The sequence below is a fragment of the Thermomonospora catenispora genome (assembly GCF_006363815.1).
GTDB classification, from domain to species: domain Bacteria; phylum Actinomycetota; class Actinomycetes; order Streptosporangiales; family Streptosporangiaceae; genus Thermomonospora; species Thermomonospora catenispora.
Genome location: NZ_RRYT01000004.1, coordinates 79,297 through 93,506, shown reverse-complemented (window position 1 = coordinate 93,506; position 14,210 = coordinate 79,297). Strand labels below are relative to the sequence as shown.

The 14,210-nt window shown below is 71.5% G+C and carries 11 protein-coding genes; 7 read left to right on the top strand and 4 right to left on the bottom strand.

Annotated elements, in window-relative coordinates; genetic code table 11:
* Positions 1 to 108 precede the first annotated feature (108 nt).
* Complete coding sequence (locus tag EIO00_RS05000; protein ID WP_140175740.1) at positions 109 to 861, bottom strand: polysaccharide deacetylase family protein; 753 nt, start codon at positions 859 to 861, stop codon at positions 109 to 111.
* A 583-nt stretch (positions 862 to 1,444) separates the two neighbouring features.
* On the opposite strand from EIO00_RS05000, the gene EIO00_RS04995 reads away from it, so the two are divergent.
* From EIO00_RS04995 to EIO00_RS04980, 4 genes are all read left to right on the top strand, one after another.
* The gene (locus EIO00_RS04995; RefSeq protein WP_175596133.1) at positions 1,445 to 1,654 is read left to right on the top strand and encodes a hypothetical protein; all 210 of its coding nucleotides are present in this window, start codon (positions 1,445 to 1,447) and stop codon (positions 1,652 to 1,654) included.
* Between the two features lie 285 nt (positions 1,655 to 1,939).
* Positions 1,940 to 2,227 carry a hypothetical protein gene (locus EIO00_RS04990; protein WP_140175738.1) on the top strand — a complete coding sequence of 96 codons (288 nt, stop codon included), beginning with the start codon at positions 1,940 to 1,942 and terminating at the stop codon, positions 2,225 to 2,227.
* A gap of 410 nt (positions 2,228 to 2,637) precedes the next feature.
* Positions 2,638 to 2,943, top strand: a complete 306-nt coding sequence (locus EIO00_RS04985) for a hypothetical protein (RefSeq protein WP_140175737.1) — start codon at positions 2,638 to 2,640, stop codon at positions 2,941 to 2,943.
* A 298-nt stretch (positions 2,944 to 3,241) separates the two neighbouring features.
* On the top strand, positions 3,242 to 3,508 hold the full coding sequence (locus tag EIO00_RS04980) for a hypothetical protein (protein WP_140175736.1): 267 nt from the start codon (positions 3,242 to 3,244) through the stop codon (positions 3,506 to 3,508).
* A gap of 79 nt (positions 3,509 to 3,587) precedes the next feature.
* On the opposite strand, the gene EIO00_RS04975 is transcribed toward EIO00_RS04980, so the two are convergent.
* Both EIO00_RS04975 and EIO00_RS04970 read right to left on the bottom strand, forming a co-directional pair.
* Positions 3,588 to 5,201 carry an AMP-binding protein gene (locus EIO00_RS04975; protein ID WP_241661135.1) on the bottom strand — a complete coding sequence of 538 codons (1,614 nt, stop codon included), beginning with the start codon at positions 5,199 to 5,201 and terminating at the stop codon, positions 3,588 to 3,590.
* 473 nt (positions 5,202 to 5,674) lie between these two features.
* Positions 5,675 to 6,553: an alpha/beta hydrolase family protein gene (locus tag EIO00_RS04970; RefSeq protein ID WP_140175735.1), complete on the bottom strand. Its 879-nt coding sequence runs from the start codon at positions 6,551 to 6,553 to the stop codon at positions 5,675 to 5,677.
* A 275-nt stretch (positions 6,554 to 6,828) separates the two neighbouring features.
* Between EIO00_RS04970 and EIO00_RS04965 the strand changes: the two genes are divergently transcribed.
* Entirely contained in the window at positions 6,829 to 8,469 is a 1,641-nt protein-coding gene (locus EIO00_RS04965; protein WP_161602650.1) for a substrate-binding and VWA domain-containing protein, read from the top strand.
* A gap of 45 nt (positions 8,470 to 8,514) precedes the next feature.
* Here the strand turns inward: EIO00_RS04965 and EIO00_RS04960 are convergent, their stop codons facing one another.
* Complete coding sequence (locus EIO00_RS04960) at positions 8,515 to 9,735, bottom strand: PucR family transcriptional regulator (RefSeq protein ID WP_140175733.1); 1,221 nt, start codon at positions 9,733 to 9,735, stop codon at positions 8,515 to 8,517.
* Positions 9,736 to 10,008: 273 nt separating this feature from the next.
* Here EIO00_RS04960 and EIO00_RS04955 point away from each other — a divergent pair, with 273 nt between their 5' ends.
* Positions 10,009 to 11,208: an ABC transporter substrate-binding protein gene (locus EIO00_RS04955; protein ID WP_241661117.1), complete on the top strand. Its 1,200-nt coding sequence runs from the start codon at positions 10,009 to 10,011 to the stop codon at positions 11,206 to 11,208.
* Between the two features lie 109 nt (positions 11,209 to 11,317).
* Entirely contained in the window at positions 11,318 to 14,149 is a 2,832-nt protein-coding gene (locus tag EIO00_RS04950) for an AAA family ATPase (RefSeq protein ID WP_140175731.1), read from the top strand.
* Positions 14,150 to 14,210: the final 61 nt, after the last annotated feature.

Here is a 14,210-nt window from a genome sequence, read left to right as displayed (position 1 = left end):
TCCCGGGCGTCGCGCCCCGGCCTTCCCCTCGGTCTGACCAAGACATGACGCACCGCTTACCCGCCCGGGGGCCCGCTCCCGCGCCGGGCGGGCCGCCCGCCGGCGGGCTCAGAGCCGCAGCTGATGACGGAGGACCTTGACCCGCAGGCCGACCCGGCCGTCGCGGGGGCCGATGCGCGTCCGCGGCAACGCGTGGTCGCCGTCGAAGGGGGTGCGGCCGATGGTGCAGGCGTACTCGTACCCGGCCTTGCGCACGGCGGTCACCTCCCGGGAGGACACCTGGCCCCAGGGGTAGGCGAAGCCGGTGACCGACCGCCCGGTGATCTCCTCCAAGAGGGCGCGGGCCCGGCTCAGCTCGTCGACCAGTTCCTCTTCCTCCAGGTCCGAGAGGGGGACGTGGTGCAGCCCGTGCGAGCCGATCTCCATCCCCTTGCCGGCCACACAGCGGATCTGCCGTTCGGTCAGCAGCGGCCGGCCTCCGCCCGCATCCCGGTCTTCGTGCCCGCCGATCCGGGCGGCGGGCACGAAGACGGTCGCGGTGAACCCCCGGCGCAGCAGTACCGGCGCCGCACGGGTCGCGAACGTCGCGTATCCGCAGTCGAACGTCAGGCCGACCAGGCCGCGCGCCCGGCCCGCCCGGTGCGCCTGTCGCAGCTCGCTCACCGACACCCCGCGCAGCCCGTTGCGGTGCAGCCAGTCCATCTGCCGTTCGAACAAGGCGGGGCCGACCGTCTGCCGGAGCAGATCGCGGGCGGCGTCGGGGACGGCGTCACGGTCGGCGTCGCGAGCGGCGTTGCGGGTGATGCGGTCCACCGCCCGGTACACGAGGATCAACGGCGTGCGCGCCGATCGCTGAAACACCTGCGGGTCACTCCTTGTCGTCCGCGCGGCCGCGGCGTCCGGTGCAGGTCATCGGTGGGGCGCACGGCCCTGCGACCACGAACCGGCCGGCGCGGCACGGTGTCGGTCGGCGGTCGCCTGTCGTTCGGGGGGAGCGACCCCAAGCCCCGGCTCAGCGCAGGTCGGACGGTCACCGACAGGCCATCTGAGCGTCGCACAGCACGCGGGCGACGACCCGGACCTTGACCTCGGGTCGATCTCGCTTTGACCATTTATTGACGCCTACTCTCGGCAAAACCGATCGAATCGGGCATTCCATACACCCGGCAATCCGGTTTTCCGGACAGTTCACGCAACCATGCACCCTTCCCGCAATTACCGTCGTCCACGACATCCCCGAAGGTAATGCTTAAGGAAAAATTTCACGTCTTCCTTGATCGGCGTCGACACGCGGGCATGAGCGGTGCTACCTATAACTCTTGACCGGCGGGCTGCATCACGCCGCGCGTCGAGATCGGCATTCCGCAAATCAGAAGAAGGAGACATCGTGCTCAAGCGACTGGCAACGGCTGGTGTGCTGACCGTCGCCGTGGGTGGCGTGCTGATGAGCGCCACGCCCGCTATGGCCGGCGGACACGACAGGTACTACAAGTACGACAACGACCGCCACTTCTCGCTGGACTTCAAGTCCTTCGAGAAGGACACGGACATCGACAACGAGACCATCGCCATCCTCAACTGCGTCAACCTCATCGGCGGTGTCCTGGGCACGGTCGACCAGAACTGCTTCATCGGCAACACCAAGAGCAGCTGACCTCGACGGCCAGCAGGGGCCGGCGCCTCCGCGCCGGCCCCCCTTTTTGTGCCTGTTCGGACATTTCGAGCATTCCAGACAGCTCACCATAAACACACATGACGCCCACTTCCGGAATCTCGCAACACACCGAGCGATCCGATGGCGACACCCGTGGGAATCGATAAGCCAGATTGACTGTTTTATGCCGACAGCCGACTACGGCGAGTGTTACCAATTACCCATAGCCGGTGAGGTTGCCTTACGCCGCATATCGGCATCCACACTCACCGAGAAGGAGACATCGTGCTCAAGCGACTGGCAACGGCCGGCATCCTGGCCTTCGCGATGGGCGGTGTGCTGATGGGCGCCTCGCCCGCCATGGCCGGCGACCACCACTACGGCCACCACCACTTCCACAAGCACCACTTCCACAAGTACCACGACAAGTTCGACCTGGACTTCCACCACTTCAAGAAGGACATCCACGTCCGCAACAGCAGCGTCTCGCTCCTGAACTGCGTCAACCTCATCGGCGGCATTCTGGGCACGGTCGACCAGAACTGCTTCACCGGCAACACCCTGGTCGACTGAGGCTCGGCCCCCGGCCGAGAAGACGACGGAGGGGTCGGTGCCCGGCACCGGCCCCTCTTCGACGTCCGTCGCACGCTCCCCTCCGCCGCCCGTCGCCGTGCCCCTCGGCGTCCACCACGCGCCACCGTGCGCCCCTCTCCGGCGCCCGCCCGCACGCCCTCCCTCTCCGGCGCCCATCGAATGCCGATTCCCGGCATCTCCGACAGCCCACCCCAGACGACCTGAAAAAGATATTCTTCGAATTTCCCGACACAACCCCCGGCGTCATTCCAATATCTTTGGAAAAAGAGGTCGCGACGTCCCATCCCGCATCGACGCCGGACCTTGAAGGTGTTACCAATGAGCACGTGGCCGGCGAGGCTGCCTCATGCCGCGCGTCGGCATTCCACACTCACCGAGAAGGAGACATCGTGCTCAAGCGACTGGCAACCGCTAGCGTGCTGACCCTCGCTGTGGGCGGCGTGCTGATGAACGCCACGCCCGCCATGGCCGGCGACCACCACAAGCACCACAAGCACCACAAGCACTACGCCAAGGGCAAGCACTACCACCACTACGACAACGACAAGAAGTTCCACCTGGACTTCACGTCGCACGACAAGGACATCGACGTCGACAACGAGACCCTGGCGCTGCTGAACTGCGTGAACATCCTCGGCGGCATCGCCGGCTCGGTCGACCAGAACTGCCTCATCGGAAACACCGACGCCGACTGACATTCGGTCCGGCAGAGTCCAGCAGAAGGGCCGGCGCGAAAACGCCGGCCCTTCTCCATTTCCTGCAATAACCCTGCTCCGGATATTCCCGGCAGGCCGCTCAAATCATCCCGGGAGGACAATCTCCCATTTCCCGACACAACACCCGGCGCCACGACAATGACTTTGGAAACAATGAGTCACAGCATCCGGTTCCGCATCGACGTCGAGGCTTGTCGGGTGTTAGCAATTACTCGTGACCGGCGAGGCTGCGTTACGCCGCACGTCGGCATTCCACACTCACCGAGAAGGAGACATCGTGCTCAAGCGACTGGCAACGGCCGGCATCCTGACCGTCGCCGTGGGCGGCGTGCTGATGAGCGCCACGCCCGCCATGGCCGGCGGCCACGACAGGTACTACAAGTACGACAACGACAAGAAGTTCCACCTGGACTTCAAGTCCTTCGAGAAGGACCTCGACGTCGACAACGAGAGCGTCGCTCTGCTGAACTGCCTCAACGTCGCGGGCGGCATCCTCGGCTCGGCCGACCAGAACTGCCTCATCGGCAACACCGAGATCGAGTGACGTTCGGATCCGTCAGAGGGGCCGGCGCCGGGCGCCGGCCCCTTTGTACGCGCTCAGACCCCGCGCGGCCGGCGGTCGCTCACCGCAGCCGGTTGCGGAGGACCTTCCCGGTGGCGTTGCGCGGCAGCTCGTCGACGAAATGGACGTCGCGGGGGACCGCGAAGCGGGCGACCCGGCTGCGGACCAGATCGCGGATCTCATCGGCGGTCAGGCTCTGACCGGGGTGGAGCACCACATGGGCGGCCAGCCGCTGGCCCCATTCGGGATCGGGGACGCCGACCACCGCCACCTCACGGACCTGCGGCAGCTCGACGATCACGTCCTCGACCTCGCCGGGGAAGACGTTCTCCCCACCGGAAACGATCATGTCGTCGGCGCGCCCGCAGATGAACAGCCGACCGTGCTCGTCCAGTCGGCCCAGGTCCCCCAGACCGATCATGCCGTCGACCGTCTCCTTGGTCGCGCCGCTGGTGTAGCCGGCGAACAGCAGCTCGTTCGCGGCGAAGATGCGACCGACCGTGCCCGGCGGGACGGGACGCCCCTCCTCGTCCAGGATCGCCAGACGAGTACCGCTCGGCGGCCTGCCCGCCGTGTCGGGGTGGGCGCGCAGATCCTCAGGGGTCGCGATCGTCACCCAGGACGCCTCGGTGGACCCGTACAGGTTGTACAGAACGTCGCCGAAGGCGTCCATGAACCGGGTGGCGAAGCCGCCGGGCAGCGCCGACCCGCTCACCGCCACGACCCGCAGCGACGACGGATCGATGCGCTCGTCGGCGCCGTCCCGCCACTCCAGCATCCGCTGCAGCATCACGGGAACGGCGAACATCGCGGTGACCCGGTGCTCGGCGGCGGCGCGCAGGCAGCCCTCGGGCTCGAACCGGCGGCGCAGCACCATCGTCGCCCGCAGCCCGATGGCGATCTGCAGCCCCGCGAACCCCCAGGTGTGGAACAGCGGGGCCTCCAGCTGCATCGTCTCGTGGACCCGCAGGGGGATCTTCGACAGCACCGACGCCAGCGCGCCCAATCCGGGACGGGGGTTGCGCCGCGCCCCCTTGGGCTGACCGGTCGTCCCGGAGCTGAGGATGATGAGGCGGCCGTTGCGCGGAGGCGGGGCGAGGGCGGCCTCCGCGGGCTTGTCGACGAGAGCGGCCAGATCGCACTCGGGTCCGTCGGCGGTCAGCGTGCGGACCCCGGCGGGCGCGCCGGAGAGGATCTCCTCGAACTCCGAGTCGGCGATGAGGACCTCGGCCTCCTGCTCGTGCAGCACCTTGATCGACTGCTCGGCGCCCATGCCGGTGTTGAGCAGCACCACGTCCGAGCCGAGCTTGCTGCACGCCACCAGGGCCTCCACCATGCCGCGGTGATTGCGGCACAGCACCGCGACCCGGGGCCGCTCACCGCCCGCGCCCAGCGCGGCGGCGAGCCGGTCGGTGCGGGCGTCGACCTCGCCGTAGGTCAGCGCCCCGTACTCGTCGATGATCGCCGTCCGCTCCGGGTCGCGCGCCGCCGCCGAGATCCACGACCCGCCCAGCGTGGTGCCCCATCGCCGCAGGGCGTCGAGCTGACGGGCGACCCGTACCGGCGGCCCCGGCCGCCATAGCCCGGTCCGCCCGAACATGACCGCGACCCGCCACATCGTCGCGGCCCGCTCCCCGATCCCCACCGCCTCCGACACCGTGCGCTCCTGTTCCACCGACAACGCACGCCAAAGACTAGGCACTGCGCCTGCCTTGTTGCTATTGCACACACTCAGTGCACATCTTTGGTCTTTATCACTTAAGTGCAGGTTTTCGGCGCGCCGGCCGTCGCGGGCGGTCCTCTCCTGCTCTCCCCGCACAGTGCGCTCCGCCATCGCCCGCGGGGCGTCACGGGGGAGCCGGCCGTCATGGGGATCGACGGTGCGCGCCCTTCCGTGCAGGCGCCGCCGGTCACGGGTCACGGCCGGTCGTGGCCTCCTCCCCCGCTGAAGGCGGGGATCTCCGCGGAGGCGTTCGATGAACGTGCGGCCGGGCGGCCCTCCATGCCGCCCGGCCGCACGGGACGCCGCACGAGATGCACGGGGCGGGCCATGGAGCGGGACATCAGGCGACCGGGGAACGGAGAGAACGGGAACGGCGGCCGTGCTCGGCACGGCCGCCGTCCTCATCGGTCCCCGAGAGGGGGGCGTCAGCTGCCCGGGCAGGTGCCGCGGGAGTCCGACAGACCACGGTCGTCGGGCACCGGGCACAGGAACTGCTCGTAGCGGGTGTCGTTGTCGACGTACCGCTTCAGCCAGCTGATCATGTACTTGGCCACGAGGGTGTTGCTGACGTTCGGGAAGAAGTGGCTGCCGTTGTCGATCTCCAGGTAGGCCTTCTCCCGGGCGTTGGTCAGGCTGTTGTAGAACGGGATGGCGTGCGTGCTCACCGGCGCGACGGTGTCGAGCTCGCCACCGAAGATCATGGTCGGGGTGACGACCTCAGGCCAGGTCTTGTCCAGGTTCCACGGCGCCAGCGGGATCGCGGCCTTCAGCGAGGTGCGGCTCTTGGCGGCCTCCAGCGAGCCGCCGCCGCCCATCGAGTGACCGGCCACCGCCAGGCGGCTCGCGTCCACCCGGCTGCGCACCGAGCTGCGCTGGGTCAGGTAGTCCAGTGCGGCCAGCAGCTGGCGGCCCCGGCTGTCGGGCTGGTCCAGGCGGGTGATGGTGTCGATGCCGATGACCACGAAGCCGTGCGAGGCCAGCCGCGGGCCCAGCCAGTCGAGGCTGGTCCAGTCGGCGGTGAAGCCGGGTGAGATGGCGACCGCGCCGAAGGTGCCCTGGCTGGTGTCGGTCGGGTAGTAGATCACGCCGCCGCCGAAGCCCGTCACGCTCAGCGAGGACACCCTGGTCTGCGCGGTGGCGAACGGGCCGCGCGCGGACTCGATCAGCTGCTCCGTCGGGTCCGGGCCGCGCTCGTAGGGGTTGTCGGCCGCGGCCGCGGTGCCGGGGGCCACCAGCGCACCGCCGCCCGCCAGGGCCACGATCGCCGGCAGCATCTTGAGCTTGCGCACCAGGTTCTTCTTCATCTGCGTCCTTTCGTGGACAGACCCGAGCACGGGGGGGATGCCGGGCAGACAGGAGTGTCGAACGCCACACGCGCCCTCGGCATCGGTGAAATCACCAGTCGCCCGCGTTTGCCCAGGGGGCGGCGCAGAGATTGGGAGCGCGCACATCCGGCGGCTCATCGCGCTGGTGCGCGGCGACAGAGTTGAGGAGATCGGATTGACCGGCCAACCCTCACGCACGAGTCTTCTGGCACTTCTCGGGGGCCAAGGGACCGGGTCGACAAGGGGGCATGCGCGTGAGCGGACGCCACAGCGCCCGGCCGGGCCGCCCCGGCCGCCGCAATCTGATCGCCTTCGCCGCGGCCGCGGTGGCGACGGCGCTGATCGTCGCGGGATGCTACGCGTTCGCCGGCACGTTCGGCTGCACCGCTCACGGCACCCTCGACCTGCACGTCGCGGCGGCGCCGGAGATCGCGCCCGCGATCCGGCAGGCGGCCGCCGACCTCACCGAGGAACGACGGGTCGTCGGCGGCTCGTGCGTGCGGGCCGTGGTCACCGCCGCGGATCCCGCCGCGGTGGCCGCGCTGCTGTCGGGCACCGGCAGCTCCCAGACCATCGCCCGCAAGCCGGACGTGTGGATCCCCGACTCGTCGCTGTGGTCGGCCGCCGCCGCCGAAGGCGGCGCACGGCCGCCGCGACCGGGGTTCCCCATCGCCTGGTCCCCGATCGTGGTGGGCGTCCCGAGCCCCACCGGCCGCGGCCCCGCCGCCGGCGACCGGACGAGGTGGCTGGAGTTGCTGGGGAGCAGATCCGCCACGGCACGGATCACCGACCCCGGCCGCAGCGGAGCCGGCATGAGCCTGCTGATGATCATCCGGTCTCTGCTGGCCGACGACCCCGCCGGCACCGAGAAGTTCACCGGCATCGTGCGCAACGCCCGTCAAGGCGTCGTCCACGACCCCACGACGCTGTTCTCCGGGCCGCGCGGTCAGATGGTGATCGCCTCCGAGCAGGCGATGCACGGCCGCGACCGGGAGCGGCCGTCCGCACCGCTGCAGGTGATCCGGCCCGCAGAGGGCACGCTGGCGCTGGACTACCCCTACACCGTGGTCTCCGACGAGCAGGACCGCGCCGAGGCCGCCCGGTTGCTGGAGCATCGGATCCGCACCGAGCGGACCCGCCGGGCGCTGCGCGATCTGGGGTTCCGCACCACCCGCCCGGACCTGGAGGGCGTCCGGCTGCTGCCCGACCCCGAGCCGTCCGAGGTCCGCGCCGCCCTGCAGGCCTGGGCGAAGCTGTCGCTGACCAGCAGGATGCTGTCGGTGCTGGACATCTCCGGGTCGATGGCGGCCACGGTGCCCGGCTCCGGCGGCAAGACCCGCATGCAGGTGCTCGCCCAGGCCGCCCAGCTGGGCCTGTCCTACCAGCCCGACGACACCGAGCTGGGCCAGTGGGTGTTCTCCACCAACCTCGACGGCCGCAGGGACTGGCGGCAGACGGTGGAGATGGGGCCGCTGGGCGAGCGCACCGGCTCGGTCACCCGCAGGCAGCGGATCCTGTCCTCGCTGTCGGCGCTGCAGCCCAAGCCCGACGGCGACACCGGCCTGTACGACTCGGTGCTCGCCGCGGTCGAGTACATGCGCCGCACCTACAAGCCCGACATGGTCAACACCGTGCTGCTGATGACCGACGGGCGCAACGACGACGCCGACGGGCCCACCCTGGAGCAGACGCTGCGCCGGCTGCGGCGGGGCCACGACCCGGCCCGGCCAGTCCAGGTGGTGATCATCGGCTTCGGCGACGAGGTCGACAAGGACGAGCTGAACAAGATCGCCAAAGCCACCGGGGGCAGCGTGCACCTGGCCCGCACCGCCCAGGACATGGAACGGATCTTCCTGGCCGGCACGTCCCGCCGGATCTGCTCGCCCAAGTGCTGAGGCCGGGCCACGGCCCGGCACCCCGCCGGGACCGGCCCGGCGTCCTCACGCGCGAGAGCCCGACTCCTTGTTGCCCACCAGCTTGAGCGCGCTCAGCGCGAGCACGACCTCGACCAGCTCCCGGGGCCGGTTCAGGGACCGGCCGGTGAGCTGCTCGATCCGGCGCAGCCGGTTGAGCACCGTGTTGTGGTGGCAATACAGCCGGCTCGCCGCCCGCGACGCCGAGCCGTCGCACTCCAGCCAGGTCGTCAGGGTGGACAGCAGCACGTCCCGGAACGCCGGGTTGATCTCCGAGAGCGCCCCCAGCACTCCCCGGCCGAGCCGCTCGGCCAGCTCCGGCTGCGAGACCACCAGGGCGTCGGGGAGCCTGCGGTCCAGCCGGGCGATCTCCGCACCGGGCTCCCGGCAGGTGCGCAGCGCAAGCTCGGCCAGCCAGCGGGCCTTGCCCAGATCGGCCAGGCCGTCCACCACCGGGCTGATCCCGGCGTGGCTGTGCACCCGCGGGCGCAGCACCTCCACCAGGTCCGACAGGTCGGCGTTGCCCAGGGAGACCACCGCGATCTGGGTGTCGGCGCGCATCCGCCAGATGAACCGCAGGCCGCCGCCGTCGACCGGCCGCACGAAGCGCTGTCCCTCCAGCACGTCGTGCTGGTCGATCACCACGACGGCGTACCGGCCCTGGGCGGGCAGCCCGAGCGCCCGCGTCGCCCGCGGCAGCATCCCCGGGTCGGTGCCGCGCCCCTCCAGCAGGGCGTCGACGATCGCCGCGACCCGCTCCTCGCTGCGCCGCAGCAGCTCGTACTCGGTGCGGTGATAGGCCTCGGCGGCGGTGGTGGACTGCTGGTCGATGGTGTGCCAGGTCTGGGTGGCGTGGCGGACCAGCATCGGCACATAGGCCGGGTCCTCCTGGCTGACGACCTCGACCAGGCCCTCCCAGAACACGCAGCCGGCCAGCCGGTAGGAGCGCAGCAGCTGGTCCAGCGGAAGGCCCTGTTCGGCGCGGCGGCGGCCCAGCTCCTCGGCCCAGCGCAGGTCGGGGCGGCCGCGACCGGGGTCCAAGATCGCCTCGATCCCGTGTCCGAGGCCGATGTGAGACACCTCCCACAAATCGGCCCGCAGTTCGGCTGGACGATCCGCGCCCTCACCGGCGAGGATCTCATTGACCAGCCGATCCGCCAGCTGCGGAAGCTGGTCCGACAGCTTGCGGACCGCACGTCTGATGATCTCGCGGTCGGTCTTGGCGGGCGAGGTTGTGAGTACGCCCATGCGCCACCTCCCTCGGTGAGTGCGGCCATGCTGCCACCGCGTCAAGAGCCGCGCTATACCGGCAATCCAACAAAACCGGACGATTGTGAGTGCTCACAACCATGAGCACGACCCGTTGAGCCCGCTCCCTTAATTCATTCGTGACACTGGACCAGAATCGTCGTCCATGCTGGTGTGCGACCGACCCCCCAAGGAGGCAGCGTGCTCGCTCCACGTTCCCACCCCCCGTGCTTCCGCGGTGGTCTGGTCCGTTTGGCGGCCCTCACACTCGCGGTGACCGGGCTCACCGGCTGCGCCGACAAGCCGACGGTGCAGTCGTCCGACTCCATGCGGACCGGGCCGGGTGTGACCGCTGACAAGATCACGGTTGCCGCGCTGACCGACCTGACCGGTCCCTACGCCCCGTTGGGCCGGGGAGTGACCCAGGCCCAGCAGCTGTACTTCAAACGGTTCAACGAATCCGGCGGGGCCTGCGGACGCACGGTGGAGCTGGTCGTCCGCGACCACGGGTACGACGTGCGCAAGGCGGTGACCGCCTATGCCGAGGTCGCCCCGCATGCGGCGGCGATCCCCCAGCTCATCGGCTCCTCCATCACCACCGCGCTGCGATCCCGGATCGAGTCCGACCGGGTGCTGACCGTCCCCCAGGCCTGGGCGCACACCCTGCTGGGCAGCAAATACGTGCAGATCATCGGCACCACCTACGACGTCGACATGATCAACGGGGTGGAGTTCCTGGCCAAGGAGCACGGTCTGGGCGCCGGCGACAAGATCGGGCACCTGTACCTGCAGGGCGACTACGGCGACAGCGCCGTCACCGGCTCCCGGTGGGCCGCCCGGGAGCTGGGGATGAAACTGGTCGAGCACGAGATCCGCCCCACCGACAACGACATGACCCCGGCGGTCACCGCGTTCCGCCGGGCCGGCGTCAAGGCGGTGCTGGTGAGCGTCGGCCCGCTGCAGGCGTCCTCACTGGTCGGGGTCTCCGCCGCCAAGGGACTGAACGTGCCGTTCGTGGCCAGCAACTCCGCCTTCGCCGAGCAGCTGCTGGACACCCCGGTCGGCCCGTACCTGGAGAAGGACTTCTACATCCTCAGCGCGGTGGCCCCGCCGTCCGCGTCGATCGAGGGCATCCGGCAGGTCGCCCGGGACTACCGGAAGACCTACCGGGGTCAGCCGGTCGACCTCTCGGTGATCGCGGGGTACGGCGCGGCGGTCACCGTCGGGGAGGCGCTCAAGAAGGCCTGCTCCATGCGCGACTTCAGCCGTGAGGGCATCGTGGCCGCGCACCGCTCCAACCCCCAGTTCAACGCCGGGCTGGGCGGTCCCGCGATGGACTACTCCCGGTGGACCGTCCCGTCGACCCGTTCCGCCTATGTGCTCAAGCCCGACCGCGACAAGCTCGGCGGGCTGAAGATACATCGCCAGCCCGTCACATCCCCGCTGGCAGAGAAGTACACCCCACCCAGCTGAGCAAGCGAGCCCTTCCGCGGCGCCCCGGCACACCGGGGCGTCGATGCCCGCCACCCCGAGATCCCCGGGCATGCCGGAAGCGGCTCGGTTCTGAGCGGGAAGGAACGACATGCCACCCGACTCGCTGTTCGCACCCCCCACACCGGCTTCCACCCCCCCTGCCGCCGGCCCCGTCGTCACCCCCGGCCATGCGCTGCACGGGCGGGACGAGGAGCTGAGCGCCCTCCGCTCCCTGCTCGCCCGGGCCCGATCGGGCCGCGGCGGCGCGCTCGCCGTGGTGGGCGGCGCGGGCATGGGCAAGACCGCGCTGCTGGACGCCGCCGTCCGGGAGGCGCCCGACTTCCAGAGCATCGGCACCCGCGGCATCCGCGGCGAGTCCCACTTCGCGCTGGCCGGGCTGCATCGGCTGCTGCGGCCGGTGTTCTCGGCGACCGCCGGGCTGCCCGCCGAGGAGGCGGCCGCGCTGGCGTTCCTGACCGGGACGGGCGCGCCCGGCCCGGCCGACCCGTTCGCGCTGTGCCGGGCGGTGCTCGGGCTGCTGGCCGAGCTGGGCCGCTCCGGCCCGGTGCTGTGCTGGGTCGACGACACCCATCATCTGGACGGCCCGTCGCTGGACGCGCTGACGTTCGCGGCGCGCCGGCTGGCCGACGAGCCGGTGGTGCTGCTGTTCGCCGGCGACGACCGCGGCGAGGACCGGCTGGACTGCCTGGCCGACATCCCCCTCATGCGGCTGCACCCGCTGGATCCGGACGCGGCGCTGAAGGTGGTGCGCGACCGCGTCCCGGAGGTGTGCGGCGAACCGGCCGCCGAGCTGGTGGAGCTGGCCGCCGGCAACCCGCTGGCGCTGGTCGAGCTGGCCGCCGAGCTGACCCCCGAGCAGCTCGCCGGGCAGGCCCCGCCGCCCGCCGCGCTGCCCCGCGACAGCCGGATACGCACCCACTACCGGCGTCGGCTGGAGGCGCTGGGCCCCGGGGCGCGCACCCTGGTGCTGCTGGCGGTGGCCGACGAGCGGCTGGAGCTGGACACGTTGACCCGGGCCGCCGCCGAGGCCGGGATCGACCTGGCCGAATGGGAACGCGCCCAGCGTTCCGGGCTGGTCCGGGTGGACGGCGAAGCGGTGCGGGTGCCCGATCCGCTGGCCCGCAGCTGCCTGTACGCCGACGCCGCGCTGGCCGAACGGCAGGCCGTGCACGACCTGCTGGCCCGGGTGCTGGACCGGCCGTGGCATCGGCTGCGCCGGGCCTGGCACCGGGCCGCCACCGTGCAGGACCCCGATGCGCGGCTGGCCGACGAGCTGTGCGCGGGCGCCGCGCTGGCCGTGGCGGCGGGCCACCACGCCGACGCCGCCCGCGCCTGGCAGCGGGCCGCGGCGCTCACCCGCGACCCGCAGATCAAGGCGGACCGGCTGCTGGCCGCCGCCGAGGACTTCTGGCGGGCCGGCCGCCCGCACACCGCCCGGGCGCTGCTGCGTCAGGTCCGCCCGCTGGCCCGCTCGTCCGAGCTGATCGGCCGGGCGGATCTGCTGCAAGGCGAGATCGAGCTGCGCAACGGGCATCCGGTCACCGCCCGCCGGCTGCTGATGGAGGCCGCCGAACGGCTGGCCGCACCGCGCCGCAACCTGGCGTTGACCGCGCTGATGCGGGCCGCGGAGGCCGCCGACCTGACCGGGGACATGCGGGCCACCCGGCAGGCCGCGCAGCGCGCCGCCCGGCTGCGGCACCCGGCCGAGCCTCCGGTGACCGAGCTGATGTTGGCGCACTTCTCCGGCATGGCGGCGGTGGTCGTCGACGGCCGGCACGTGGAGGCCCGGGCGGCCCTGCGGCGGGTGGTGGAGCTGGGCGAGGCCGGCTCCGACCCGGTGGCCAAGACCTGGGCGGGCAGCGCCGCCATCGCGCTCGGCGAGGACCAGCGGGCCTATGAGCTGGCGGCGCAGGCGGTGCATCGGGCCCGCCGGCCGCGGTCCAGCTCGCTGCTGCCGTGGTCGCTGGTGATCCTGTCGATGGCCGAGTGCCTGCTGGGCCGGTTCCATGCGGCGCTGGCCGACTCGGCCGAAGGGCTGCGGCTGGCCCGGGCGTCCGGGCAGGAGAACTGCGCGATCGACCATCTGGCGCTGATGGCGCTGGTCAGCGCGCAGCTGGGGGATCGGGACACCGCGACGGCGCATCTGGCGCAGATCACCGAGCAGGTCGGCGTGCGCGGGCTCAGCCGGCCCGCCACCGTCGCGGTGTGGGCGCTGGCCTGCCTGGACCTGGCCGACGACCGGCCCGCCGACGCCGCCGCCCGGCTGCGGCTGCGCACCGCCACCGGGGCTCAGCATCGGGTGATGCGGACGCTGGCGATCCCGCACTATGTGGAGGCGGCGGTGCGCTGCGACCAGCGGCGGCAGGCGTCCCGGGCGCTGGCCGCCTATGAGGCGTGGGCGGAGGGCACCCGCAGCCCCAACCGGCTGGCGTTGGCCCACCGGTGCCGGGCGCTGCTGGCCGCCGACGACGAGACCGCGATCGGGCACTTCGAGGAGGCCCTGCGTCTGCACGCCTCGGCCGACTCGGCGTTCGAGCAGGCCCGCACCGCCCTGTTGTACGGGCACCGGCTGCGCCGCAGCCGCCAGCCCCGCGCCGCCCGCGACCATCTGCGCAGCGCCCTGCAGACCTTCACCGAGTACGGCGCCGAACGCTGGGCCGAACGCGCCCGCGCCGAGCTGCGCGCCGCCGGCGAGACCGTCGAGCCCGCCCCCGCGGGCCTGGAGCGGCTGACCCCCCAGCAGCTCCAGATCGCCCGGCTGGTCGCCGAGGGCGCCACCAACCGTGAGATCGCCGCCCAGCTCACGTTGAGCCCGCGCACGATCGAGCATCATCTGCGCAACATCTTCGCCCGGCTGGACATCCGCTCCCGGGTGGAGCTGACGATGCTGCTGACCGGCGGCGGGTCTCCCTCCCGCTGATCCACCCGGCCGCGCTCGCCCCCCGGCGGGCGCGGCCGCGGACGTCGCTCGGCCCGCGGCG

Coding starts and splice junctions, on each gene's coding strand:
- EIO00_RS04995 (WP_175596133.1), top strand. CDS start 1,445: ATGAGCGCCACGCCCGCTATGGCCGGCGGACACGACAGGTACTACAAG.
- EIO00_RS04970 (WP_140175735.1), bottom strand. CDS start 6,553: ATGAAGAAGAACCTGGTGCGCAAGCTCAAGATGCTGCCGGCGATCGTG.
- EIO00_RS04960 (WP_140175733.1), bottom strand. CDS start 9,735: ATGGGCGTACTCACAACCTCGCCCGCCAAGACCGACCGCGAGATCATC.
- EIO00_RS04950 (WP_140175731.1), top strand. CDS start 11,318: ATGCCACCCGACTCGCTGTTCGCACCCCCCACACCGGCTTCCACCCCC.